We start from the raw sequence: 25,649 nt of genomic DNA, 5'->3' as shown, positions 1-25,649 counted from the left end.
CCCGGAGCCGGTCCCGAACCCGGAACCAGGGCCACCCCTGTCATGAGACCCGGAACTCGCTGAACCACAGCCGAGCACCGACGCACCAGGCGGCGAGGGGCACACCCGCCCTCCGCCCACCCACACAAGCCCCGCTGCACGGCCGCCCAAGCGCCCCGGCCCTCGGCCATCCGTACAGGCGTGCCGAGGCGGGCCGGTCGCCGACCGAGCCCGCAAGCCCGGCTGGCGGCCCGGCCTCCGGCCCCTCCGTACAGGCCCCCGACGCGGGCCGGTCGTCGACCGTGCCCGCAAGCCCTGCTGGGCGGCCCGACCCTCGGGACCTCCGCACAAGCCTGCTATGCGGCCCGGCCGCTGACCGCTCACCCAAGTCGTGCCCAGCGGACCGGCTGAGGCGGCCGTCCCTGTTCCGCCCGTGCAGGCCCGGCTGCCGACCGCCAGCGCAACCCCGCTGCGCGAGTCGGCCCCGGGTCGTCCCGGGAGCCCCGCTGCGCGGTCTCCTCGGGCCGGTCGCCGACCGTGCGTGTGAGCCTTGCCGGCAGCCCTGCCCTCGGTCACGTCCGTGCAGGGCCCCGCCACGCGGCCCGGCCCCCGCCGCCCCCGCAAGCCCTTCTACGCGGTCTCCTCCGACCGGTCTCCGCCCCACAGAGTGTGGAAGGAGCCCTCCCGGTCCACCCTCCGGTAGGTGTGCGCGCCGAAGAAGTCGCGCTGTCCCTGGGTCAGTGCCGCGGGCAGCCGTTCGGCGCGCAGCGCGTCGTAGTAGGCGAGGGCCGCGGAGAAGCCCGGCGTCGGGACGCCCTGCCGCGTCGCCGCCACGATCACCTCGCGCCAGTCGTCCTGAGCGGAGGCGATCTCGCCGGCGAACGTCTCGTCGGCCAGCAGGCTCGGCAGATCCGCCCGCGCGTCGTAGGCCGCGCGGATCCGGTCGAGGAACGCCGCCCGGATGATGCACCCGCCGCGCCAGATCGCGGAGACGGCCCCGAGATCGATGTCCCAGTCGTACTCGGCGCGCGCCGCGTCCATCTCGTGGAAGCCCTGCGTGTAGGACACGATCTTCGAGGCGTACAGCGCCTGCTCGACCCGGTCGGCGAAGGCGGCCGCCTCGGCCTCACCGAGCGGCGTCGCCTTCGGCCCCGCCAGTTCCCGGGAGGCGGCCCGCAGCTCCGCGTGGCCGGACAGGGAGCGCGCGAAGACGGCCTCGGCGATACCCGAGACCGGGACGCCCAGGTCCAGCGCGATCTGCACGGTCCACCGCCCCGTGCCCTTCTGCTCCGCCTGGTCCACCACGACGTCCACGAACGGCTTCCCGGTCGCCTCGTCCACGTGCGCCAGCACCTCGGCCGTGATCTCGATCAGGTACGAGTCGAGACGGCCGGTGTTCCACGTCCGGAAGATCTCCGCGATCTGCGCGGGGGAGTAGCCCGCGACATCGCGCAGCAGCTGGTACGCCTCGCCGATCAGCTGCATGTCGGCGTACTCGATGCCGTTGTGCACCATCTTCACGAAGTGCCCGGCGCCGTCCGGACCCACGTGCGTCACACAGGGCGCCCCGTCCTTCGCCTTCGCGGAGATCTTCTCCAGCATCGGGCCGAGCGAGTCGTACGACTCCTTCGGGCCGCCCGGCATGATGCTCGGGCCATTGAGCGCGCCCTCCTCGCCGCCGGAGACGCCCATGCCGACGAAGTGGATGCCCTGCTCGCGCAGTTCGCGCTCGCGGCGCCGGGTGTCGGCGAAGTGCGCGTTGCCACCGTCGATGATCATGTCGCCGGGCTCCAGGAGCGGGGCGAACTCCTGGATCACCGCGTCGGTGGGCTCGCCGGCCTTCACCATGACGACCAGGCGGCGGGGCCGCTCCAGCGCCGCCACGAAGTCCTTGGCGGTCTCGGCCGCGATGAACTCGCCCTCGCCGCCGAACTCGTCCACCAGCGCGTGGGTACGCGCCGACGTCCGGTTGTGCACCGCGACCGTGTAGCCGTTGCGGGCGAAGTTGCGGGCGAGATTGCGTCCCATGACCGCGAGACCCGTGACGCCGATCTGGGCTGAATTGCTCATTCCGTGGGCTCCTAAGGAATCCGGTACCGGTGGTGCCGGTCGTGGCCGCCAGTATTGCCGCAGGGACCATCTTGACGTGCCGGTACTCCGGCCGCACTTCCGAGTGGCTCGATGTCCCGCAGGCTGATACGCACGGAAGGGCCGTCCTGCCTCAGCCGGTGCGCAACCGGAGTACCTCCCTTGCGTCTTGAGCCACATCGCGGCCGATTGCCGTCTTGTCATGGCCTGTTACGGGCGCTTACTTTTGGCCCTCCTGACGCATGTCGAGGGGGCACCGTTATGGCCGTACGCGGCCGGCACCGCCGGTATCAGCCGAACAGGATCAACCGCGCCTCGCTGACCGTGACGGCGGGCAGCGCCGGGATGGCGATCCCGCTCATCGGTACCGGAACCGCTCAGGCGGCCGACGTGGAGACCTGGGACAAGGTCGCCACGTGCGAGTCGACCAACGACTGGAACATCAACACCGGCAACGGCTACTACGGCGGCCTCCAGTTCGCCCAGTCCACCTGGGAGCAGTACGGCGGCACCCGGTACGCCCCGCGGGCCGACCTGGCCACCAAGGACGAGCAGATAGCCGTCGCGGAGAAGGTCCTGGACGGACAGGGCCCGGGCGCCTGGCCGGTGTGCTCGGTACGCGCCGGGCTCACCCGGGGCGGGGAGAGCCCCGAGCTCAAGACCTCGGTGCCGGACGTCAAGCCGCAGACCACACCCCAGTCCCGGGCCGGAAAGGCCCAGATGTACACGGTGGTGCGCGGCGACACCCTCTCCACGATCGCCGACGAGCAGGACGTCCGGGGCGGCTGGCGGGGGCTGTACGACGCCAACCGGAAGACCGTGGGCGCCGATCCGGACCTGATCATGCCCGGTCAGCGGCTCGCCCTCGGCGGCGAGTCCGCCGCGACGAAGACCCCGGCGGCCGCCAAGTCCCTGCCGAAGCAGAAGACTTCCCCGAAGTCCACGCCCGCCAAGACTTCCAAGGCAGCCAAGACCTCCCAGAAGTCCATGGTCTCCCCGGTGAGCGCGCCCACCGGCACGCCGTACCACAAGGCGGGCACCTCCTGGTCGAAGGGTTACCACACCGGCGTCGACTTCCCCGTCGCCACCGGTACGACCGTGCGGTCCGTGGCCGAGGGCAAGGTGGTCGGCGCGGGCTGGGAGGGCTCCTTCGGCTACCAGGTGGTGGTGCGGCACTCCGACGGCCGCTACACCCAGTACGCCCACCTGTCGGCGATCTCCGTGCGCAGCGGCCAGCAGGTCGGCGCGGGCCAGCGCATCGGCCGCTCCGGTTCCACGGGCAACAGCTCGGGCCCGCATCTGCACTTCGAGGTGCGGACGGGGCCCGGCTTCGGGTCGGACATCGACCCGGTGGCCTACCTGCGGGCAGGCGGCGTCAGGATCTGATACGGGTCCGGTGCCGGTCCAGGACCGGCATCGGGACGTAGGGGCCGCCGTAGAACGGCCCGTAGAGGTGCGGTGAGGCGGCGCTCGGCGTCGCCTCCTGCTGCGCGGGGAGCACGAGGATCAGCTCCTCGGCGGGCGCGGGTACCGGCGCGGGCGCCGGAGTCGCGGGGAGCTGCGCGGGGAGCTGCGGGAGCTCCGGGACCGGCTGCGCGGGTGCCGGAGCGCCTTGGATGCGCTCCGTCGTGAGCAGGATCAGGCCGCCCGCCGCGACCACACCGCAGCTCAGCGCGAGCGCGGTGCCGGTGGTGCCGTAGCGGAAGGTCTCGCCGAACATCGTGATGCCGACCGCGGCCGCGATTACCGGGTTCACCACCGTCAGCACCGCCAGCGGGGCCGCGAGTCCGGCGCCGCGGTAGGCGGCCTGCGACAGCAGCAGGCCGGCGGTGGCGAAGACGCCGATGGTGGCCAGGGACGGCAGGTCGCCCGCCGTCACCCCGCCGTCCCAGTCGACGGCGACGATCTTCGTGAACACCGAGGACATGCCGAAGGCGATGCCGGATGCGGTCGCGAGCAGCACGCTGCGCACCACCGGGTGCCGGTGCGCCGCCCGGCCCGCGATCATCAGGGTCGCGACGGCACCCGCAGTGACCAGGGCCACGCCGGTGCGCTGCGCGGTGTCCAGCGACTGGGACTCGGACGTGCCGACCAGGGAGAGCAGGCCGGCGAGGCCGACGGTCGCCATGATCGCGCCGCGCCAGGCGGTCGACCCGGCCTTGCGGCCGACGAACAGGGCCGCCATCGGCAGCGCGAAAACGATGGTGAGCGCGCCCAGCGGCTGGACCACGCTCAGCGGTCCGAAGGCGAGGGCCGCCACGTGCAGCAGGCCGCCCAGGCCGTTCAGTGCCACCGCGGCCCACCACACCGGCCGGCGCAGCGGCGCGTAGTGCTGTCCGGGCGTGGACACCGCGACGCGCTCCTGCACGATCGCTCCGCCCGCGTAGGCGACGGCGGAGACGAGGGACAGGAGCACGGACAACGCGAGGGCACTCATGAGCGGCTCCTCTGCGTGAGGCGGGGGCTCGTCGTCCCGCGCGGCCAGCTGTCGGCTTCCATAGCCAACACGATGCCCTTAAATATTCTTCCCGTCGTCGTACCTGAGCAGGCAATGACTCCTACTGCCGATGGAGTACAAAACGCCCTCCGTCCTCCTGAGGGTGGGTGGCGCACCCCGAGGCGCCTACGGCCGGCCTTGGTACTACTGCTCCTCGTGGACCTCGACCCCGAACTCAGCGCGCTCCGCCGGCTCGGCGGCTTCTTCCTCCTACGCGTCGGCGGAGCACCCGCGGGGTCCCCGCCGACCCTGGCCGAGACCTACCGCGGGACATCGTCGGATGTTTACGGCAATTCTATGACTTTTCGCGTCGACAAAGTGGCCGGATCCCTGCGCGCTCCCGAGCTGCGGGTCGCGGCGTCGGTGGCGCAGCAGGGGCTCGCGGCCCGGCTGTGGTCGGTGGCGCTCGGCTGTGCGGTCCTGTACGGACGGCTCCCCGACCTCGACCCCGGGCTGCTGCGCTGGAACCCTGACGCCGGGGCGCCGGACGACCTGTGGCTGACCGAGGTGCGTCCGGCCCCCGGGGACGCGGCGGACGCCGTGGTGCGCGCGCACCTGGAGCCGCTGACGGCCCTGGTGCACGCGCGCTACCGGGTCGCCGAGGGCCTGCTGTGGGGCAACGCCGCTTCCGCGCTGGCCGGCGCCGCCCGGCAGCTGGAGCGGTGGGCGCGGGAGCAGGGCCGTACCGAGGCCGCCGTACGCACCCGGGCCCTGACGGCCGGGCTCCTCGCGCACCCCCGCCTCGCGGGCACCCTGGACGGCGGCGGGCGGCGGCGCAGTTGCTGCCTCTACTACCGGGTACCCGGCGGGGGCGTCTGCGGGGACTGCTGCTTCACGCGGCCCCCGCGCCCTTCCCCGGGCGCCGCATCTGGGTGACCATGGGGAACCGACCGAGACAGGGGGATGCGGGTGCGAGTGGGACTGTTGAGCCGGGAGTTCCCGCCGGATGTGTACGGCGGCGCCGGTGTCCATGTGGAGTTCCTCGCCCGGGAGTTGACGTCCCTGGTCGACCTGGAGGTGCACTGCTGGGGCGAGGGCCGTGCCGAGGGGGTGCAGCGCCATCGCCCCTGGTCCGCCCTCGACACCGCCAACGACGCGCTGCGCACCTTCTCCGTGGACCTGGCGATGGCCGCCGCGCTGGAAGGCAGCGACCTGGTCCACTCGCACACCTGGTACGCCAATCTCGGCGGCCACCTGGCCAAGCTGCTGTACGGCATCCCGCACGTGATGACCGCGCACTCGCTGGAGCCGCTGCGCCCCTGGAAGGCCGAGCAGCTCGGCGGCGGTTACGCCCTGTCCAGCTGGGCGGAGCGCACCGCGATGGAGACCGCGGACGCGGTGATCGCCGTGTCGGGCGCCATGCGCGAGGACATCCTCGCCTGCTACCCGGGTCTTGACCCGGCGCGGGTGCGCGTCGTGCACAACGGCATCGACACCGGCCTGTACCGCCCCGACCACGGCACCGACGTGCTGGACCGGATCGGCATCGACCGGGCCCGGCCCTACGTCCTGTTCGTCGGCCGGATCACCCGCCAGAAGGGCGTGCCCCACCTGCTGCGCGCGGTGCGGGACATCGACCCGGCCGCGCAGGTGGTGCTGTGCGCGGGCGCCCCCGACACCCCGGAGATCGACCGGGAGTTCCGCGAGCTCTTCGAGGAGCTGAGCCGGGTGCGCGCGGGTGTGCATTGGATCCCGCAGATGCTGCCGCGCCCGGAGGTGATCCAACTGCTCACGCACGCCGCCGTGTTCGCCTGCCCGTCGGTGTACGAACCCCTCGGCATCGTCAACCTGGAGGCGATGGCTTGCGGGACCGCCGTCGTGGCCTCGCGGACCGGCGGCATCCCCGAGGTCGTCGACGACGGCAAGACGGGCCTGCTGGTGCCGGTGGACGACGGTTTCGAGGCGGGGCTCACCCAGGCCCTGGACTCCGTGCTCGCGGATCCGGAGGGCGCCCGGGCGATGGGCGAGGCCGGACGGGAGCGCGCGGTGGGGGAGTTCGGCTGGGACGCGGTGGCCCGGCGCACGGTCCGGCTCTACACGGAGATCCTCGAACAGGCGTAGGAGGCCGCGAGCGGGGCAGGCTGGGGTCAACCAGGGTGAGGGGAGCGGCCCATGCGTCGTGGCGGACCTTCGGTGCTCGGCATCGTGCTGGCGGGCGGAGAAGGCAAACGCCTGATGCCCCTGACCGCGGACCGCGCGAAACCCGCGGTCACCTTCGGAGGCACCTACCGGCTCGTCGACTTCGTCCTGTCCAACCTGGTCAACGGCGACATCCTGCGCGTCTGCGTGCTCACGCAGTACAAGTCGCACTCGCTGGACCGGCACATCACCACCACCTGGCGGATGTCCAGTCTGCTCGGCAACTACGTCACCCCGGTCCCGGCCCAGCAGCGCCTGGGCCCCCGCTGGTTCCTGGGCAGCGCGGACGCGATCCTGCAGTCCCTGAACCTGATCTACGACGAACGCCCCGAGTACGTCGCGGTGTTCGGCGCCGATCACGTGTACCGCATGGACCCGCGGCAGATGCTCGCCCAGCACATCGAGTCCGGCGCGGGGGTGACCGTGGCCGGGATACGCGTCCCGCGCGGCGAGTCCGCCTCGTTCGGGGTGATCAGCCCCGGCTCGGACGGGCAGACGGTGGAGCGCTTCCTGGAGAAGCCCGCCGACCCGCCCGGCCTGCCCGACGACCCCGAGTGCGTGTTCGCCTCGATGGGCAACTACATCTTCACCACGAAGGCCCTGATCGAGGCGCTCCAGCGGGACGCCGAGGACGACCGGTCCGTGCACGACATGGGCGGCTCGATCCTGCCCCAGCTCACCGACCGGGGCGAGGCGCAGTTGTACGACTTCAGCGCCAACCACGTCCCCGGCGAGACGACCCGGGACCAGGGCTACTGGCGGGACGTCGGCACGCTGGACGCGTACTACGACGCCCATATGGACCTGATCGCCGAGCGGCCCGCCTTCAACCTCTACAACCGGCAGTGGCCCATCTACACCCACTCGGGCCAGCTCTCCCCGGCCCGTTTCAACGCCGGCGGCATCGCCGGCGAGTCGATCATCAGCGCCGGCTGCCTGATCCGGGGGCAGGTCACGCGGTCCGTGCTCTCGCCGGGCGTGGTGGTGGACCCCGGGGCGGTGGTCCAGGGCTCGGTGCTGCACGACAACGTCCACATAGGCCGGGGCGCGGTCGTGCGGGGGGCGGTCCTGGACAAGAACGTGGAGGTTCCGCCGGGGGCGACGATCGGCGTCAATCCGGAGCGCGACGCGGAGCTGTACACCGTCTCCAAGGGCGGGGTCATCGCGCTGGGGAAGGGGCAGCGGGTGTCCTGAGCTCGCGCTGCGCCAACGGGTTGGACTTAATGCGCTGTTAACTGTGCGTAGCTTGATCGTACTTGACCGTAATCGCGCGAGGACGATTGACTGCTGGTCCACCCCGTCGTCGACGCGAGGCAAGCCCTTGACTTCAGACCTGCTGGCCCCCCTCGACCTGGCGTTCTGGAACATCGAATCCGAACGGCACCCGATGCACCTCGGTGCCCTCGGCGTCTTCTCCGCGCGGTCGCCCACGGCCGGGGCCCACGCCGCCGACCTCCTCGCGGCCCGCGCCGCGGCGGTCCCCGGGCTGCGAATGCGGATCCGGGACGTGTGGCAGCCGCTCGCCTTCGGCGCCGCCACCCGGGAGCCGGTCCCCGGCTTCGACCCCCTGGACCATGTGCGCCTGCACGCCCCGGCCGACGACTTCCAGGCCCTCGCCGGACGCCTCATGGAACGCCCGCTGGAGCGCGGCCGCCCACCCTGGGAGGCGCATGTGCTGCCCGGCGCGGACGGCGAGTCCTTCGCCGTGCTGTTCAAGTTCCACCACGCCCTCGCCGACGGACTGCGCGCGCTGACGCTCGCCGCGGCCGTACTGGACCCGATGGACCTGCCCGAGCCCCGGCCCCGCCCGGCCGAGCCCCCGCGCGGCCTGCTCCCGGACGTGCGCAAGCTGCCCGGAGCGCTCCGGGGCGCCCTGTCCGACGTGGGCCGCGCCCTGGACATCGGCGCCTCCCTCGCCGTGTCGACCCTGGACGCCACGCTGGCCGCCCGCTCCACGGCCGCGCTCACCGCCGAGCCCAGCGGCACCCGGCGCACCGCCGGAGTCGTCGTCGACCTCGACGACGTGCACCGGGTGCGCAAGGCCGTCGGCGGCACCGTCAACGACGTGCTGATCGCGGTCGTCGCCGGCGCCCTGCGCCGCTGGCTGGACGAGCGCGGCGACGGCAGCGAGGGCGTCGCGCCCCGTGCCCTGATCCCCGTCTCCAAGCGCCGCCCCCGCACCGCGCACCCGCAGGGCAACCGGCTCTCGGGATACCTGGTGCGGCTGCCGGTCGGCGATCCGGACCCGCTGCGCCGCCTGGAGACGGTCCGCGCCGCGATGGACCGCAACAAGGACGCGGGCCCCAACCGCGGCGCGGGCGCCGTGGCCCTGCTCGCCGACCACGTCCCGGCGCTCGGCCACCGCCTCGGCGGGCCCCTGGTCGGCCAGGCCGCCCGGCTCTGGTTCGACATCCTGGTCACCAGCGTCCCGCTGCCCGGCCTCGGCCTGAAGCTCGGCGGCAACCCGGTCACCGCCGTCTTCCCCTACGCGCCCCTCGCCCGCGGCCAGTCCCTCGCGGTGGCGGTCTCGACGTACCGCGGCGCGGTCCACTACGGCCTGGTCGCCGACGCGGCGGCCGTACCGGATCTGGACCGGCTGGCGGCGGCGCTGACGGACGAGGTGGAGACGCTGATCACGGCCTGCGACCCTTGACCGTCCGGGGTTTTGGTAGTGACGCCGAGCTCTCCGTAGAATTCCCCGTTCGAAAGCGGACGCGGTCGGAGCGCCGCACGGGTGAGCAGGGAAGCGGCAGCGGCGATGACGGTGACAGAGGACGGTCCGGCGACCACGGAAGAGATCGTGTACGGCCCCGGCATCGACCCCGAGCGGCTGGCCGTCTGCCTCAGCGTGCTGGAGGAGCTCGACAAGCTGGAGGTCGACCACCCCGACGCGATCGCCGTGCGCCGGGCCACCGCGGCCGTCTACCGCACGGTCAAGCAGCGCCGCCGCCAGGAGCGCCGGGCCGCCAAGACCGCCCACGACAGGGCGGTCACCGAGGCCACGGCGACCGGCTCCGCGCAGCGCATCGACGACGAGACCGAGGGCCTGCTGCCGTCGTCGCCCACCGAGGAGGGGCGGATCGCCGGGATACTCCAGCGCCCGCGCTCCTGCTACACCTGCAAGACGCGGTACGTGGAAGTCGACTACTTCTACCACCAGCTCTGTCCGGACTGCGCCGCGCTGAACCGCGCCAAGCGCGACGTCCGCGCCGACCTCGCCGGCAAGCGGGCGCTACTCACCGGCGGACGCGCCAAGATCGGCATGTACATCGCGCTGCGGCTGCTGCGCGACGGCGCGCACACCACGATCACCACGCGGTTCCCGAAGGACGCCATCCGCCGCTTCAAGGCCATGGACGACGCCGCGGACTGGATCCACCGCCTGGAGGTCGTCGGCATCGACCTGCGCGACCCGGCCCAGGCCGTCGCCCTGGCCGACCAGGTCGGTGAGCAGGGTCCGCTGGACATCCTGATCAACAACGCCACCCAGACGGTACGGCGCCTGCCCTCGGCCTACGCCGCGCTGGTGGACGGCGAGGCGGCCCCCCTGCCGGCCGGTGAACTCCCCGCCCACCACGTCATCGGCGCCTTCAACTCCGGTGCGGTGGACGGCCTGGCCGCGCTGCCCGCCGGGATCTCCGGGCTCGACGCGCAGCAGGTGGCCGACCTCGCCCTGGTCGCGGGGCACGCCAGTGTGGAGCGGCACCGCGACGGCACCGCCATCGACGCGGGCGGTCTCGTCCCCGACGTGGTCGACACCAACACCTGGGTGCAGACCATCGAGCAGATCTCCCCGGTGGAGCTGCTGGAGACCCAGCTGTGCAACTACACGGCGCCGTTCATCCTGATCAGCAAGCTCCGCCCGGTGATGGCGGAGGCGGCGCGCAAGGCGTCCTCGGGCCGCGCCTACGTCGTCAACGTCTCGGCGATGGAGGGCGTGTTCGGCCGCGGCTACAAGGGCGCGGGGCACCCGAACACCAACGCCGCCAAGGCCGCGATGAACATGGTCACCCGGACCAGCGCCCAGGAGATGTTCCAGTCGGACGGCATCCTGATGACCTCGGTCGACACCGGCTGGATCACCGACGAGCGCCCTCACTACGACAAGCTCCGCCTCGCCGAGGAGGGCTTCCACGCCCCTCTCGACCTGGTCGACGGCGCGGCCCGTGTATACGACCCGGTGGTGCGCGGCGAGGCGGGCGAGGACGTGTACGGCGTCTTCCTGAAGGACTACGCGCCCGGCAAGTGGTGACAGCGCGGCCCGGCCGAGGGGCGACGAGTCGATGATCGCACCGGGTGGCCGGGCTCGCCACGGGGCGCCGTCAGGGGTCCGTCGGTGCCCGGTCGCGCAGGCGGTCCTGGACGGGCGAGCCGGTCGCTGACGCGGACGCCGCCCGGACCCGGGTGCCTCCGTCCACCACGAGGTCGGCGCCGGTCACCCATTCGGCCGCGTCCGAGGCCAGCCAGACGACGGCCCGGGCCACGTCCTGCGGGGAGCCGATACGGGCGAGCGGGAGGGCCGCGGCCAGCCGCGGCTCCGCGTGCTCCCAGACGAAGCGGGCCATGTCGGTGCGGATCAGGCCCGGGGAGACGGAGTTGACGCGGACCCCCGGGGCCAGTTCGCCCGCGAGCTGGCGGGTGAGGTGCAGCAGGGCGGCCTTGCTGGTGCCGTAGGCGCCGACGTGCGGGCCCACGTGCACGGCGCCCTCCGTGCAGATGTTGACGACCGTGCCGCCGTGGTCGCGCATCCAGGCCCGCCAGGCCTGCTGGACCAGCCGCAGCGGTGCCTCCACGTTCACCGTGAACGCCGTGCGCCAGACGAGCGGATCGACGTCCATCAGCGGGCCGTAGGGCCGGTTCGTCGCGGCGTTGTTGACCACGATGTCGAGGCGGCCGAGCTCCCGCACGCAGAACTCCGCCAGCGCCCGCGGATGCGCGGGGTCGGCCACGTCCCCCGCCAGGCCCGCACCGCCCAGCTCCGCCGCCGTGCGCCGCACGTCCCGGGCATCCCGTGCCGTCACGCAGACCCGCGCGCCGGCTTCCGTGAGCGCGCGGGCGACGGCGAGACCGATGCCGCGGGTGGCGCCGGTGACCACGGCGGCCCTGCCCTGCAGTCCGTACGGCGGCGTCATCGCCGTACCGTCTCATGACGGACCGTCAGTCGACAGCCCCGAGGCGGGAGTTCCGGGCGGCGAGGAGCTCCAGGACGGTGCGCCAGTCCTCCAGGACCCCGGCGTCGAAGCCGGCGGTGCGGCTCTCCTCGGCCGCCTGGCGCAGCCGGAGCAGGTCGTCGTCGTACGGGTCGCCGCCGTGGTCCTGGGTGCGGACCAGCCGGGCCACCCGCTCGCCGAGCAGGGGGCGTACGGCGTCGGCGGCGCGGCCGGACCGCGCGGCCCGGTCGCCGGGGCTCAGCAGCGGGCCGATCGCCTGGACAAGCCCGGCCGCCTGGAGTTCCTTGTCGGCGGGGTGGCGCCGGCGCAGCAGCGCGGCGGTGCGCAGTGCGTGCTGGTGCAGATCGGTTCCGGCGCTGCCGGCCCGGCCGGGGGCGACCCGTGCGCCCCGGCAGGCGTGCAGCAGATCCATCAGCTCCTCGACACTGCGCAGTTCCATGCGTCAGTCCTCCCGCCGGACAGCCGTTGCCGTCCGCCAGCACACCATGGGTGGCTTGCGATTCGGCCAACGGCACCTGAACTGCGCGCCGTGGGGCGGCGGTGCGATCCGTGGGCGGGGGCATCCCGGCGGCCGCGCGGGGCACTCGTTCCCCTCGGTCCCACGCAGGGGTGAACCAACAGGGGAGAAAACAGGACGTCTTCAGACAGTAACCGCGAGTTTTCAGCCCCATCGAGCGGGTACCCGCTCATTTGGTTACTCTGTAGCGGACGGACAGCAGAACTGGGTCCCACCCACACCCACGGTCCGTCCCGGGACAGCCGGTTCACATCGGCCTGCTCCGTACGAGGAACCGGCGCCACCGCGTCCGAACGGTCTTTCGACTCACACCCGAGCGGGCTACCGGCGACGGACGCATCGGTCCGGCGCAGTGGTCCCGAGGGTGACCCGACACATAAGGAGTGCGCGGTGACACCGGAGAAGACGAAGCGCGATCAACGCCCCAAGGAGGGCCCGGAACACGCGGGCCGCAGGCCCGGCGAACTCGGCAGCCTGGACGTGTGGGCCCGGTCCGCCCCGATCCGTCTCGCGGGGTACGAGGACGACCTCGCCGAGCCCCACATCCTGCCGAGCGTGGACTGAAGGCCCCGAGAAGCCTTCGTCGATCGACGGTCGCATGGGCGTGCGAGACTGGCGCCCATGCTGATCAGGGAAGCCGTGGCCGAGGACTGGCCGCGGATCTGGCCTTTCTGGCACCGCATCGTCTCCGCCGGCGAGACCTACGCCTGGGACCCGGACACCTCCGAGGAGGCGGCCCGGGCCCTGTGGACGAACCCGGCGAAACAGGTGTACGTCGTCGAGGACGAGACCGGCACGGTCGTCGCCTCCGCGTACCTCACCCCCAACTACGGTGGTCCCGCCGCCCGCATCGCCAACGCGGGCTTCATGGTCGACCCCGCGCACGCGGGCCGCGGCATCGGCCGCCTCCTCGCCGGACACGTCCTGGCCGCCGCCACGGCGCACGGCTACCGGGGCATGGTCTTCAACGCCGTCGTCGAGACCAACCCCGCCGTCCGGCTGTGGCTGTCCCTCGGCTTCACGATCCTCGGCACGGTCCCCGACGCGTTCGAGCATCCGCGGCACGGCCCGGTGGGCCTGCACATCATGTACCGCGCCTTGTGACGGCCGCCCCGGCTCAGGCCGACGGCGCGGTCCGCCGCCACGGCCGCAGGCTCTCCAACTGGGCCGCCAGGTCGAGCAGTTCCGTCTCCGCGCCCGGGCGGCCCACCAGTTGTACGGCGCAGGGGGCGCCCGAGGGCAGGGAGCCGACGGGGACGCTCATGGCCGGCCATCCGGTCAGGTTCCAGGGCGGCGTGAAGGGCGAGTATGCGGTGTTCGCCAGGATGTTGCGGAGCCAGCCCCGCTCGTGCCAGGGCGCGGCCTCCGGAGAGCGGCGGGCCAGGGCAGGGGTGAGCAGGATGTCGTACCGCTCGAAGAACGGGTCCAGGACCCGGCGCAACTCCTCCCGGGCCCTGCCCCTGCGGGCCTGACCGGCGAAGCGCCTGCCGATCGCCGCGTGCACCCTCGTGCGGCGGGTCAGCGACCGCGGGTCCAGGTCCCGGGCGTCGACCGAGGTGCCCGCCGTCCAGTTGGCGAGTGCGGTGAGCCCGAGCGACACCGGGTACGGGGGATCCGCCCGGCGCACCTGGTGGCCCGCCTTCATCAGCACGCCCGCCGCCTCGCGCGCCGCCGCCCGGTACGGGGCGCTCACCGCGACCCCCGCGATCGGGCTGCGCAGCGACACCGCGACGCGCTGTCCGCCCCGCGCCGAGGAGGGCGGGAGGTCCCCGTCGGCCAGCACCGCGAGCAGCAGGCGGGTGTCCTCGACCGTCGTGGCCAGGGGCCCGTTCTCCGACATGCCGAACCAGTCGCCCTCGCCGATGCCCGCCGGCACCACCCCGCGGCCCGGCTTGATGGTGACCAGGCCGCAGTTGGCCGCCGGAATGCGCAGGGAGCCCATGCCGTCGTTGCCGAGGGCGACCGGCACCAGGGCCGCGGCGACCGCGGCGGCGCTGCCGCCCGACGAACCGCCCGCCGAGCGCGAGGTGTCCCACGGGTTGCGGGAGATGCCGTGCACCCCGTCCGTGGTGCCGAAGACGCACAGCTCCGGCACGTTCGTCAGCCCGACGACCACCGCCCCCGCCGCCCGCAGCCGGGCCACCGTGACATGGTCGTCGGCGGCCGGTGCCCGCGAGGTCGCCGCTGAGCCGACGCGCAGCGACTCGCCGCGCACCGCGAGGTTGTCCTTGACCGCCACCGGCACGCCCGCGAGCGGCAGTTCGGCCAGGTCACCGCGGGCTCCCACGGCCTCGGCCTCGGCGAGCGCCGCCTCGGCCCGCACCGTGCGGAAGGCGCCGATCCGGCCGTCCAGGCGCGCGATCCGGTCCAGGTGCTCGGCGACCACCTCCCGGGGCGTGGCCCGCTTCTCCCGTACGGCGGCGGCGATCTCGACGGCGGTCCGGCCGACCCAGCTGGTCACGGAGGGCTCCTTCGGGTACTGCTCAGGGGGACTACTCGCGGGTACGTCGGGGAGAACTCTGCCCGCCGGGCGTCCCGGCGTCGAGAGCGCCGCTAGCGCAGGTGCCGCTCGAAGAACGCCGTGGTCGCCTCCATCGAGTCCGGCCAGCGCGGTCCGAAGGTGTGCCCCTCGCCCCGGTACTGGCGCAGCTCCACATCCTTCCCGGCCGCCTCGAACGCCGCCACCGTCCGCTTCGACCAGGCGAGCGGGCAGGTGTCGTCGGCGGTGCCGTGGTGGATCAGCAGCGGCTCCGTCGCCCGGTGCGCGAAGGTCAGCGGCGAGACGTTCCGCCAGAACCGCGGATTCTCCTCGGGGGTGCCGTGCGCCGCGTCGATCTCCGCGGCGATCGGGTCGCCCTCGCCGCGCTGGAACCGCTCGAGGTTGTCCTGCGGCCGGCCGCTCACCGGTGCGAAGACCACCGCCGCGTCGACCAGGCCGGGCGCCACCACCAGCGTGTTGTACACGACCCCGCCGCCCATCGAGCGCCCGAGCAGCCCGATCCGGTCCTCGTCGATCTCCGGCCGGCCGGAACCGCGCAGCGCCAGGACCGCGCCGATGACGTCCGAGGTGTAGCCGAGGCGCAGGTTCACGTCGTTGTCGGGGTCGTCGTCGGAGCGGGCGTGGTTGCGGTAGTCGGTGTGCAGGACGACGTACCCCTCGTGGGCGAGCAGGTCCTGTTCGCGGGCCAGGCCCCGGCCGGTGGTGTAGACGGCCGGGTCGATGTAGCCGTGCGCGAGCACCAGCGCCGGGAAGGGCCCCTGGCCCGCCGGGATGTTCAGCAGCCCCGAGATCGTCAGACCGTCGCTCTCGTAGGTCACGGCGTACGAGGTGTAGGCGGCGGTGCGGGCCAGGACCGTGCCCAGGCGCAGGCCGGAGCCGCTGTGCTCGCGCCGGATCAGGGACTGGATCGAGACGGGGTCCACGGGGGAGGGGGAGGGTGTCGGGGCGGCGGATGTCGTACGGGGGCTCGCGCTCGCGGACGCCGTCGGGCGCGCGGCCTCGTCCGCGCCGCCGGTGCAGCCCGCCGCCAGCAGCAGCGACAGCCCGGCGGCGGCACAGGCCAGTCCCCGCAGCCGCATGCCGCCATTGTCCCCCTGCGGGGCGCCGACGGGGAGCGGTTTCCCCGGGGCCGGTTCGAAGCGGGTGCGGCAGGGGAGCTGTACAGCAGGTCAGCCTCCCCGGCGGTCACCCACTCCCGGTGCCCGCCCCCCGCTCGGAACCCCGCCCGGACGACCTACGGAGTCCCCGTATGCATGACGACCGCAGCCTGGTCGAAGCCCGCCTCAAGCGCGTCCTCGACGAGCGCGTCCGCCCCGCCGTGTACCCCGAGTCCGTACCGCTCCAGGTCGCGGTGTGGCATGCGCCCGGTGAGCCCGTGCCGGTCGCCGAGGGACTGGCGGCCGAGCCCGAGCCGATCGAGGTGGGCGCCCAGTGGGGTGCCCCGTGGGGCACCAGCTGGTTCCGGGTCACCGGCACCGTCCCCGAGGCGTGGGCCGGACGGACCGTCGAGGCGCTGCTCGACCTCGGCTTCGACGAGAACATGCCCGGCTTCCAGTGCGAGGGCCTGGTCTACCGGCCCGACGGCACCCCGGTGAAGGGACTCAACCCGCGCAACCAGTGGGTACGGATCGGCGCGCCCGTCGAGGGCGGCGAGGAGGTGCGGCTGCACGTCGAGGCCGCGTCCAACCCGGTCGTCCTCGGCTACCGCCCCTTCGCGCCCACCCCGTTGGGCGACAAGGACACCGCGGGCAGCGCACCGCAGTACACGCTCGCCCGGATGGATCTCGCCGTCCTCGACGAGACGGTGTGGGAGCTGGTGCTCGACCTGGAGGTGCTCGGCGAGCTGATGGCCGAGCTGCCCGTGGACTCCGCGCGGCGCTGGGACCTCCTGCGGGCGGTGGAGCGGGCGCTGGACGCCATCGACCTCCAGGACGTCAACGGCACGGCGGCGCGGGCGCGGGCCCGGCTCGAGACGGTCCTGTCCGCACCGGCCGTGCCCTCCGCCCATCGCATCAGCGCCGTCGGCCACGCGCACATCGACTCGGCGTGGCTGTGGCCGCTGCGCGAGACGGTCCGCAAGGTGGCCCGCACCACCGCCAACATGACCGCGCTGCTGGAGGACGAGCCGGACTTCGTGTTCGCCATGTCCCAGGCCCAGCAGTGGGCGTGGGTGAAGGAGCACCGGCCCGAGGTGTGGGCGCGGGTGAAGAAGGCGGTGGCGGACGGGCGGTTCGTGCCGGCCGGCGGGATGTGGGTGGAGTCGGACACCAACATGCCGGGCTCGGAGGCGATGGCCCGGCAGTTCGTGCACGGCAAGCGGTTCTTCCTCGACGAGTTCGGCATCGAGAACGACGAGGCGTGGCTGCCCGACACCTTCGGCTTCGCCGCGGGCCTCCCCCAGATCATCAGGGCGGCGGGCTCCAAGTGGCTGCTGACGCAGAAGATGTCCTGGTCGCGGACGAACGCCTTCCCGCACCACACCTTCCGCTGGGAGGGCATCGACGGCACCCGGATCTTCACGCACTTCCCGCCCGTCGACACCTACAACTGCTCCATGCACGGCGCCGAGATCGCCCACGCCGCCCGGAACTTCCGGGACAAGGGCGCCGCCCGGCACTCCCTCGCGCCCACCGGCTGGGGCGACGGAGGCGGCGGCACCACCCGCGAGATGGTCGCCAAGGCGGCCCGCCTGCGCGACCTCGAAGGCTCGGCGACCGTGGTGTGGAAGACCCCGGCGGAGTTCTTCGCCGAGGCGGAGGCCGAGTACCCGAACCCACCGGTCTGGGTCGGCGAGCTCTACCTCGAACTCCACCGCGCCACCCTCACCAGCCAGGCGAGGACCAAGCAGGGCAACCGGCGCAGCGAGCACCTCCTGCGCGAGGCCGAACTGTGGGCCGCGACGGCCGCGGTGCGCACCGGATTCCCCTATCCGTACGAGGAGCTGGACCGCATCTGGAAGACGGTGCTGCTCCACCAGTTCCACGACATCCTGCCCGGCTCGTCCATTGCGTGGGTGCACCGGGAGGCGCGGGCGACCTACGAGCGGCTCGCCGCGGAGCTGACCGGGATCATCGACGCCGCCCAGGGCGCCCTGGCCGGCGAGGGCTCGGCCCCGCTCATGTTCAACTCCGCCCCGCACGGCCGCGACGGCGTCCCGGCGGGCGGAGCGCGGACCCCCCTCGACGAGGGCCGGACCCGCATCACTCCGGGTCCCGACGGCGGGCACGTCCTCGACAACGGCCTGCTGCGGATCGGGATCGACGCGCGCGGGCTGGTCGTCTCCGCCCACGACCTCGACGCCGACCGCGAGACGATCGCGCCCGGACGCGCCGCGAACCTCCTCCAGCTCCACCCCGACTTCCCGAACATGTGGGACGCCTGGGACGTGGACGAGTTCTACCGGAACACGGTCACCGATCTCATCGAGGTGGACGAGATCGTGCCCGAGGGGGACGGGGTGCGGATCGTGCGCTCCTTCGGCGGCTCGCGCGTCACACAGGTGCTCTCCCTGGCGCCGGGGGAGCGGCGGCTGCTCGTGGACACGGAGGTCGACTGGCACGAGACGGAGAAGTTCCTGAAGCTCGCCTTCCCGCTCGACGTGCACGCCGAACGGTACGCCTCCGAGACCCAGTTCGGGCACGTCCACCGGCCCACCCACACCAACACCTCATGGGAGGCGGCGAAGTTCGAGGCCTGCAACCACCGGTTCGTGCACCTGGAGGAGCCGGGCTGGGGAGTGGCGATCGTCAACGACTCGACGTACGGCCATGACGTGACCCGCACCGTCCGCACCGACGGCGACCGCGGGACGACCACCACGGTGCGGGTCTCCCTGCTGCGCGCCCCGCGCTTCCCCGACCCCGAGACCGACCAGGGCGTCCACCGCTTCCGGCACGCCCTGGTGCCGGGCGCGGGCATCGGGGACGCCGTCCGCGAGGGCTGGCGGATCAACCTGCCCGGACGGCGGCGCACCGGCGCCGGGGAGGTCGCCCCCCTGGTCGGCGTCGACCGGGAGGAGGTCGTCGTCACCGCGGTCAAGCTCGCCGACGACGGCAGCGGCGATGTGGTCGTCCGCTTCCACGAAGCGCACGGAGGCCGCTCCCGCGCGACCCTCACCGCCGGTTTCGAGGTCGCGGAGGTCACGGCCACGGACCTGCTGGAGCGCCCGCTCACGGACGGTGCCGTCGAGCGGGACGGCAACCGGGTCGCCGTACGACTGCGGCCGTTCGAGCTGGTGACGCTGCGGTTCCGGAGGGCAGAATCCGTGGCGTGAAGATCAGCGCGCGGGAACTGAACAGGGCCACCCTCGGCCGCCAGCTGCTGCTGCGCCGCGAGCCGCTGGAGGCGGCCGAGGCGGTGTGGCGGATCCTCGCGGTGCAGGCGCAGCAGCCCGCGTCGCCGTATCTCGCGCTGTGGAACCGGCTCGCCGGCTTCGCGCCCGCCGATCTGGACGCCGCCTTCGCCGACCGCACGCTCCTGAAGGCGACCCTGCTGCGGATCACCCTGCACGCCGTCCACCGCGAGGACTACCCCATGCTCCGGGAGGCGATGCGGCCGACGCTGCACGCCTCCCGGCTCGGGTACCGCTTCGCCGCCGCCGGGCTCACCCCGGCCGACGCCGCCGAACTGGAGCCGGGGCTGCTGGAGTTCGCGGCCGAGCCGCGTTCGAACGGCGAGATGACGGCGTGGCTCGGGGAACGGGTCGGCGCGGAACGGAAGGAGGGGGCGTGGTGGGGCCTGCGGGCCTTCACCCCGCTCGTGCACACGGTGACCGGCGGGCCGTGGTCGTTCGGCACGTCGCCGGCGTACGTCGCGGGGCCGGAGGGCCGGGCCGAGGCAGGGCCCGAGGAGGCGCTGCAGGCTCTCGCCCTGCGCTATCTGTCCTCCTTCGGGCCCGCCTCCCTCGCCGACCTGGCCCAGTTCGCCACCGTGCAGCGGACCCGGGTCCGCGCCGCGCTGCGGGCGCTCGCCGACTCCCTGGAGGAACTGCACGGCCCCGACGGCACGGTCCTCTACGACATCCCGGGCGCCCCGCGCCCGCCCGCGGACACCCCGGCCCCGCCCCGGCTGATGGCGATGTGGGACAGCGTGCTGCTCGCCCACGCCGACCGTGCCCGGGTGATCCCGCCCGCCTATCGCCCGCTGGTGATCCGCGTCAACGGCGACGTGCTGCCGACGCTGCTGGTCGACGGCCAGGTGGCGGGCGTGTGGCGCCCGGCCGAGGGCGGCATCGAGGCGATGGCCTTCCACGAGCTGCCGCCCGAGGTGTGGGAGGGACTGGCCCAGGAGGCCGACTCCCTGCTGACGCTGCTGGCGGAACGCGAACCACGCGTCTACAGCCGCTACGGCCACTGGTGGAAGAAGCTCCCCGTCGGCCAGGTACGCGTACTCCCCGCCGATTGATCGGATCTCTGGAGGCAGAAATCCGCGAAATCTGCCCGCTCGGGGGCCGTTCGGCGGAGAATGGTCGTATGAATCGCATCACCGCGGTGGACACCTACGACATCCGCTTCCCCACCTCCCGGGAGCTCGACGGCTCCGACGCGATGAACCCGGACCCCGACTACTCGGCGGCCTACGTCGTCCTGCGCACCGATGCCGCCGACGGGCACGAGGGGCACGGATTCGCCTTCACCATCGGGCGGGGCAACGAGGTCCAGGTCGCCGCGATCGACGCCCTGCGCGGGCATGTGACCGGACGGTCCGTCGACGAACTGTGCGCGGACCCGGGGACGTTGAGCCGCGACTTGGTGGGCGACAGCCAACTGCGCTGGCTGGGCCCCGAGAAGGGCGTGATGCACATGGCGATCGGGGCGGTCGTCAACGCCGTGTGGGACCTGGCCGCCAAGCGCGCCGGCAAGCCGCTGTGGCGGTTCCTGGCCGACGCCGGACCCGAGTGGATCGTCCGCCAGATCGACTTCCGGTACCTCACCGACGCCCTCACCCCCGAGGAGGCCCTGGAACTCCTGCGCCGGGGCCGGGACGGCGCCGACGAGCGCTCCGCCGCCCTGCGGCGCACGGGCTACCCCGCCTACACCACCTCCCCGGGCTGGCTCGGCTACGACGACGCGAAGCTCACCCGGCTCGCCGCCGAGGCCGTCGCCGACGGCTTCCGCCAGATCAAGCTCAAGGTCGGCGCCGACCTGGACGACGACATCCGGCGCTGCCGTGCCGCCCGCTCGGCCGTCGGCCCGGAGATCCGCCTCGCGCTCGACGCCAACCAGCGCTGGGACGTGCCCGAGGCGATCCGCTGGACCCGTGCCCTCGCCGAGTTCGGCCCGTACTGGATCGAGGAGCCCACCAGCCCCGACGACATCCTCGGCCATGCGGCGATCCGCGAGGCGGTCACGCCGGTGAAGGTCGCCACCGGTGAACACGTCCACAACCGGGTCGTGTTCAAGCAACTGCTCCAGGCCGGCGCCCTCGACATCGTCCAGATCGACGCGGCCCGCGTCGGCGGCGTCAACGAGAACCTCGCCATCCTGCTGCTGGCCGCCAAGTTCGGCGTCCCGGTCTGCCCGCACGCCGGCGGGGTCGGACTGTGCGAACTCGTCCAGCACCTGTCGATGTTCGACTACGTCGCGGTCACCGGGACCACCGAGAACCGGGTCATCGAGTACGTCGACCACCTGCACGACCACTTCCTCGACCCCGTGGTGATCCGCGAGGGCCACTACGCCGCACCCACCGCTCCGGGCTTCTCGGCGGCCATGCGGCCCGAGTCCGTCGCCCGGTACACCTTCCCGGACGGCGCCTACTGGGCCGCCGCCCCCGACGAGCAGAAGGGGCACACCGCATGAGCGAGTTCGCGGGACTCAAGGCGCTGGTGACCGGGGGCGCCTCCGGCATCGGACGGGCCACGGCGCACCTTCTCGCCGCGCGCGGCGCCCGGGTCGCCGTCCTCGACCTCGACCCGGCCCCGGTGGACGAACCGCTGCTCGCCTACCGGGCCGACGTCACCGACGACGCCGGGGTACGCGAGGCGGTCGCCGCCGCCGTGGCCGACCTCGGCGGCCTCGACGTGCTGGTCAACAACGCGGGCATCGGCGCCCAGGGCACCGTCGAGGACAACGACGACGCCGAGTGGCACCACGTCTGGGACGTCAACGTCGTCGGCATCGTCCGCACGACGCGCGCCGCCCTGCCGCACCTGCGCGCGTCACGGCACGCTGCGATCGTCAACACCTGCTCGATCGCCGCCACGGCGGGTCTGCCCCAGCGCGCGCTGTACAGCGCCACCAAGGGGGCCGTGCAGGCACTCACCCTCGCCATGGCCGCCGACCACGTCCGCGAGGGCATCCGCGTCAACTGCGTCAACCCCGGCACGGCGGACACCCCCTGGATCGGCCGGCTGCTCGCCCGGGCCCCCGACCCCGCCGCCGAGCGCGCCGCCCTGGAGGCCCGCCAGCCCACCGGACGCCTCGTCTCGGCCGACGAAGTGGCCGGTGCCATCGCCTACCTGGCGAGCCCGCTGTCCGGCGCCACCACCGGCACCGCCCTCGCCGTGGACGGCGGCATGCAGGGCCTGCGCCTGCGGCCGGTGACCGCGTGACCCGGCTCGGCCTCGGCGCCGGGGCCCTCGGCAACCTCTACACCGAGGTCACCGACGAGCAGGCGTACGAGGCGGTCGGCGCCGCCTGGGACCGCGGCATCCGCTACTTCGACACGGCCCCGCACTACGGCCTCGGCCTGTCCGAGCTGCGCCTCGGTGCCGCCCTGCGCGAGCGGCCCCGCGAGGAGTACACCATCTCGACGAAGGTGGGCCGCCGCCTCGAGCCCTCGGACGAGGGCGGCGACGACCTGGCCCACGGCTTCGCCGTCCCCGCCACCCACCGCCGGGTGTGGGACTTCACCGCCGACGGCATCCGGCGCACCCTGGACGCCAGTCTGGAACGCCTGGGCCTGGACCGCGTGGACATCGTCTACCTCCACGACCCCGACGACCACGCCGAGGAGGCCTTCCGCGAGGGCTACCCGGCGCTGGAGAAGCTTCGCTCCGAGGGGGTGGTCGGCGCGATCGGCGCCGGCATGAACCAGGCGGAGATGCTCACCCGCTTCATCCGCGACACCGACCTGGACGTGGTCCTCTGCGCCGGCCGCTACACCCTGCTCGACCAGAGCGCCCTCGCCGAGATGCTGCCCGCCGCCGTGGAACGCGGCACGTCGGTGGTGATCGGCGGGCCCTTCAACTCCGGTCTGCTGGCGGATCCGCGGCCGGGAGCGCCGTACAACTACGCACAGGCTCCGGACGAGTTGGTGGACCGTGCCCTGCGCATGAAGGAGACGGCCGAGCGTCACGGCATCACCCTGCGCGCAGCGGCCCTGGCCTTCTGCGCGGCCCATCCGGCGGTCACCGGCGTGCTCGTGGGCGCCCGGTCGGCAGCCGAGGTCCACGACTGCGCCGAGCAGTTCGCGACCCCCGTCCCCGCCTCCTTCTGGCAGGAGCTGCGGGAGTCGGGCCTGCTGGGCGAGGAGCTGCCATGACGGTGGTGGACGCGCACGTCCATGTCTGGGAGCTGTCCGTCCGCGACCAGGGCTGGATCGCTCCGGGCAGCCCTCTCCGACGCGACTTCACCGTCACGGAGCTGGCGCCTCGGGCCCGCGCGGCAGGCGTGGATCAAGTGGTCCTCGTCCAGACCGTCACCGTGCCGGAGGAGACCCCGGAGCTCCTGGCCCTCGCCGCCGGGCACGACCTCGTCGCCGGGGTGGTCGGCTGGACCGACCTGACCGCCCCCGGCGTCGCCGACGAACTCGCCCGCCTGCGCGAACTCCCCGGCGGCCGGGACCTCAAGGGCATCCGGCACCAGGTCCAGGGGGAGCCGGACCCGCGGTGGCTGCTGCGCGCGGACGTACGCCGTGGCCTGAGGGCCGTCGCCGAGGCCGGACTGGTGTACGACCTCGTGGTGCGGCCCCAACAGCTCCCCGCCTGCGCCGAGGCGGCCGCCGCCCTGCCCGGACTCACCTTCGTCCTGGACCACGCGGGCAAACCGCCCGTCGCCTCCGGCGCCCTCGAACCCTGGGCCACCGGCCTGCGCGCCCTGGCCGCGCTGCCCAACACAGTGTGCAAGCTCTCCGGCCTGCTCACCGAGGCCGACCCCGGCTCCTGGACCGTCGACGACCTGCGCCCGTACGCCGACACCGTGCTCGATGCCTTCGGCCCGCACCGGCTGATGTTCGGCTCGGACTGGCCGGTGTGCACCCCGCTCGCCTCCTACGCCGACGTGCTCGCCGTCACGCGGATGCTGGCGGACGGGGACGAGTTCCGCAGCGGCACCGCCCGCCGCGTCTACGACCTCTGAGACACCCCCGCCAGCCGGGTGGGCGGCAGGTATTCGCGTACATACGTCCGGTCCCAGCACGCGCCCGTCTCCCGCAGCTCGCGCCAGGTCGTGAAGCGGTAGCGGAACAGGCGGGCCCGGATGTAGCGGGGCGGCGCGTCGGGCGGGAAGGGGGAGCGGCGCAGGAGTTTCAGGGTGGCCGGGTCGTTCTCCAGCAGGCGCTCCACCAGGGTGCCGAACCAGGTGCCCGCGTAGGCGGGGGAGAGCGCCGCGAACCACATCATCCAGTCCAGCCTGAGGTGGTACGGCGCGAACTGCCGCGGCCAGTGCCGGGGATCGCCGGGCTTGCCCTTGAACTCGTACTCCCGCCAGTCGGAGTCCTCGCGCGGAACGTCCTCGTCCGTGCCCTCGATCACCACTTCGTGGCGGACCCGGCTGACGCTGCCGAACGCGCCGTAGGTGTTGACCAGATGGAGCGGGTCGAAGGAGCGGTTCATGACCTGGCGGCGGGAGACCATGTTGCGGACCGGGCGGTAGCTGAGGGCGAGGAGCAGGGCGGAGACGGCGAGGACCACGGCCTGGTACCACGCGGGCGCGTCCGGCACCGCCGAGGGAGAGGTGTCGGGGAGTTCGAGCGCGGACAGCGCCAGCACGACGGTGATCCAGTTCAGCCAGGAGAAGTTCCCCGACAGCACCAGCCACAGCTGGGTGAGGATCATCAGGGCAGCGGCGGCCGTGGCGATCGGCTGCGGGGCGAACAGCAGGAACGGCACCACCAGTTGGGTGACGTGGTTGGCGGCCGCCTCCACCCGGTGCAGCGGTCGCGGGAGATGGTGGAAGAACCAGCTCAGCGGGCCGGGCATCGGCTGGGTCTCGTGGTGGTGGTCGAGACAGGTCAGCTTCCGCCAGCACTCGTCGCCGCGCATCTTGATCAGCCCCGCCCCGAACTCGACGCGGAACAGGACCCAGCGCAGCAGGAACAGCACCACGATCGGCGGGGCCACCTCGTCGTTGCCGAGGAGGACGGCGAGGAAGCCCACCTCCAGCAGCAGGGACTCCCAGCCGAACGAGTACCAGGTCTGCCCCACGTTGACGATCGACAGGTACAGCACCCAGGGCACCAGCCACAGCAGCATGCCGCCCCACAGCGGCAGCAGCCCGTCCGCTCCCGCGAGCAGCGCCGCCGACACCGCGCAGCCCGACCAGGCGCACAGCGCGAACAGCCGGTCCGAGTAGCGGAAGTGGAACAGGCTCGGCGCCGCCTTGAACGGCACCCGCGCCACGTGGCGCGGAACGGGCAGCAGGCCGCGCTCGCCGATCAGCGCGCGGAACTGGAGCGCCGCCGTCAGGAACGCGACGAGGTACACGCCGGCCAGCGCCCGCTGGAAGACCAGCCGGCTCAGCCAGTACTCGGGTGCGGTGAACCACTCCACGCCTGCGCTCCTTCGTTCCGTCGTCCTGCCAGCCTCCGCCGCCACGT

21 protein-coding genes are annotated in these 25,649 nt (G+C 73.2%); 14 read left to right on the top strand and 7 right to left on the bottom strand.

Annotated elements, in window-relative coordinates; all coding sequences use genetic code 11:
- Positions 1 to 609: 609 nt before the first annotated feature.
- Positions 610 to 2,049, bottom strand: a complete 1,440-nt coding sequence (gene gndA / locus M8H82_RS33570; protein WP_250079009.1) for an NADP-dependent phosphogluconate dehydrogenase — start codon at positions 2,047 to 2,049, stop codon at positions 610 to 612.
- Positions 2,050 to 2,328: 279 nt separating this feature from the next.
- On the opposite strand from gndA, the gene M8H82_RS33565 reads away from it, so the two are divergent.
- Positions 2,329 to 3,453, top strand: coding sequence for a transglycosylase family protein (locus M8H82_RS33565; RefSeq protein WP_250079008.1), 1,125 nt, complete (start codon positions 2,329 to 2,331; stop codon positions 3,451 to 3,453).
- On the opposite strand, the gene M8H82_RS33560 is transcribed toward M8H82_RS33565, so the two are convergent.
- Positions 3,443 to 4,504, bottom strand: coding sequence for a DMT family transporter (locus M8H82_RS33560; protein ID WP_250079005.1), 1,062 nt, complete (start codon positions 4,502 to 4,504; stop codon positions 3,443 to 3,445). The two genes, M8H82_RS33565 and M8H82_RS33560, sit on opposite strands and share 11 nt — an antisense overlap.
- 198 nt (positions 4,505 to 4,702) lie before the next feature.
- On the opposite strand from M8H82_RS33560, the gene M8H82_RS33555 reads away from it, so the two are divergent.
- The 5 genes from M8H82_RS33555 (at position 4,703) to M8H82_RS33535 (ending at position 10,955) form a co-directional block, all read left to right on the top strand.
- Positions 4,703 to 5,440, top strand: a complete 738-nt coding sequence (locus M8H82_RS33555) for a (2Fe-2S)-binding protein (RefSeq protein ID WP_250079004.1) — start codon at positions 4,703 to 4,705, stop codon at positions 5,438 to 5,440.
- Between the two features lie 33 nt (positions 5,441 to 5,473).
- Positions 5,474 to 6,625 (top strand): glycogen synthase, encoded by a 1,152-nt coding sequence (gene glgA / locus M8H82_RS33550; RefSeq protein WP_250079001.1) that lies wholly within the window; start codon positions 5,474 to 5,476, stop codon positions 6,623 to 6,625.
- 51 nt (positions 6,626 to 6,676) lie between these two features.
- Positions 6,677 to 7,897, top strand: a complete 1,221-nt coding sequence (gene glgC / locus M8H82_RS33545) for a glucose-1-phosphate adenylyltransferase (protein WP_250079000.1) — start codon at positions 6,677 to 6,679, stop codon at positions 7,895 to 7,897.
- A 127-nt stretch (positions 7,898 to 8,024) separates the two neighbouring features.
- Positions 8,025 to 9,356 (top strand): wax ester/triacylglycerol synthase family O-acyltransferase, encoded by a 1,332-nt coding sequence (locus tag M8H82_RS33540; RefSeq protein WP_250078999.1) that lies wholly within the window; start codon positions 8,025 to 8,027, stop codon positions 9,354 to 9,356.
- 105 nt (positions 9,357 to 9,461) lie between these two features.
- Positions 9,462 to 10,955 (top strand): SDR family NAD(P)-dependent oxidoreductase, encoded by a 1,494-nt coding sequence (locus M8H82_RS33535; RefSeq protein WP_250078996.1) that lies wholly within the window; start codon positions 9,462 to 9,464, stop codon positions 10,953 to 10,955.
- A gap of 70 nt (positions 10,956 to 11,025) precedes the next feature.
- Here M8H82_RS33535 and M8H82_RS33530 read toward each other — a convergent pair whose 3' ends face one another.
- Together M8H82_RS33530 and M8H82_RS33525 are read right to left on the bottom strand one after the other, a co-directional pair.
- Positions 11,026 to 11,835: an SDR family oxidoreductase gene (locus M8H82_RS33530; RefSeq protein WP_250078994.1), complete on the bottom strand. Its 810-nt coding sequence runs from the start codon at positions 11,833 to 11,835 to the stop codon at positions 11,026 to 11,028.
- A 25-nt stretch (positions 11,836 to 11,860) separates the two neighbouring features.
- Positions 11,861 to 12,313, bottom strand: a complete 453-nt coding sequence (locus M8H82_RS33525; RefSeq protein WP_250078992.1) for a hypothetical protein — start codon at positions 12,311 to 12,313, stop codon at positions 11,861 to 11,863.
- A 468-nt stretch (positions 12,314 to 12,781) separates the two neighbouring features.
- Here M8H82_RS33525 and M8H82_RS33520 point away from each other — a divergent pair, with 468 nt between their 5' ends.
- On the top strand, positions 12,782 to 12,955 hold the full coding sequence (locus M8H82_RS33520; RefSeq protein ID WP_250078990.1) for a hypothetical protein: 174 nt from the start codon (positions 12,782 to 12,784) through the stop codon (positions 12,953 to 12,955).
- Between the two features lie 57 nt (positions 12,956 to 13,012).
- A complete protein-coding gene (locus tag M8H82_RS33515; protein ID WP_250078988.1) occupies positions 13,013 to 13,495 on the top strand; it encodes a GNAT family N-acetyltransferase in 483 nt (160 codons plus the stop codon).
- A gap of 13 nt (positions 13,496 to 13,508) precedes the next feature.
- Here the strand turns inward: M8H82_RS33515 and M8H82_RS33510 are convergent, their stop codons facing one another.
- Entirely contained in the window at positions 13,509 to 14,852 is a 1,344-nt protein-coding gene (locus M8H82_RS33510) for an amidase (RefSeq protein WP_250078985.1), read from the bottom strand.
- Positions 14,853 to 14,944: 92 nt separating this feature from the next.
- The gene (locus tag M8H82_RS33505) at positions 14,945 to 15,970 is read right to left on the bottom strand and encodes a S9 family peptidase (protein ID WP_250078983.1); all 1,026 of its coding nucleotides are present in this window, start codon (positions 15,968 to 15,970) and stop codon (positions 14,945 to 14,947) included.
- Between the two features lie 170 nt (positions 15,971 to 16,140).
- On the opposite strand from M8H82_RS33505, the gene M8H82_RS33500 reads away from it, so the two are divergent.
- From M8H82_RS33500 to M8H82_RS33475, 6 genes are all read left to right on the top strand, one after another.
- Positions 16,141 to 19,164 (top strand): glycoside hydrolase family 38 C-terminal domain-containing protein, encoded by a 3,024-nt coding sequence (locus M8H82_RS33500; protein ID WP_250078981.1) that lies wholly within the window; start codon positions 16,141 to 16,143, stop codon positions 19,162 to 19,164.
- On the top strand, positions 19,161 to 20,294 hold the full coding sequence (locus tag M8H82_RS33495) for a winged helix DNA-binding domain-containing protein (protein WP_250078979.1): 1,134 nt from the start codon (positions 19,161 to 19,163) through the stop codon (positions 20,292 to 20,294). Before M8H82_RS33500 ends, M8H82_RS33495 begins: the two co-directional genes overlap by 4 nt.
- Positions 20,295 to 20,362: 68 nt before the next feature.
- Positions 20,363 to 21,691: an L-fuconate dehydratase gene (locus tag M8H82_RS33490; RefSeq protein WP_250078977.1), complete on the top strand. Its 1,329-nt coding sequence runs from the start codon at positions 20,363 to 20,365 to the stop codon at positions 21,689 to 21,691.
- Entirely contained in the window at positions 21,688 to 22,443 is a 756-nt protein-coding gene (locus M8H82_RS33485) for an SDR family NAD(P)-dependent oxidoreductase (protein WP_250078975.1), read from the top strand. Before M8H82_RS33490 ends, M8H82_RS33485 begins: the two co-directional genes overlap by 4 nt.
- A complete protein-coding gene (locus M8H82_RS33480) occupies positions 22,440 to 23,375 on the top strand; it encodes an aldo/keto reductase (protein WP_250078974.1) in 936 nt (311 codons plus the stop codon). Before M8H82_RS33485 ends, M8H82_RS33480 begins: the two co-directional genes overlap by 4 nt.
- Positions 23,372 to 24,190 (top strand): amidohydrolase, encoded by an 819-nt coding sequence (locus M8H82_RS33475; RefSeq protein WP_250078973.1) that lies wholly within the window; start codon positions 23,372 to 23,374, stop codon positions 24,188 to 24,190. Before M8H82_RS33480 ends, M8H82_RS33475 begins: the two co-directional genes overlap by 4 nt.
- On the opposite strand, the gene M8H82_RS33470 is transcribed toward M8H82_RS33475, so the two are convergent.
- A complete protein-coding gene (locus M8H82_RS33470; RefSeq protein WP_250078971.1) occupies positions 24,178 to 25,602 on the bottom strand; it encodes a lipase maturation factor family protein in 1,425 nt (474 codons plus the stop codon). The two genes, M8H82_RS33475 and M8H82_RS33470, sit on opposite strands and share 13 nt — an antisense overlap.
- Positions 25,603 to 25,649: the final 47 nt, after the last annotated feature.

The organism is Streptomyces sp. YS415 (assembly GCF_023544665.1).
Taxonomy (GTDB): Bacteria; Actinomycetota; Actinomycetes; order Streptomycetales; family Streptomycetaceae; genus Streptomyces.
This window is presented reverse-complemented; position numbering and strand designations above follow the sequence as displayed.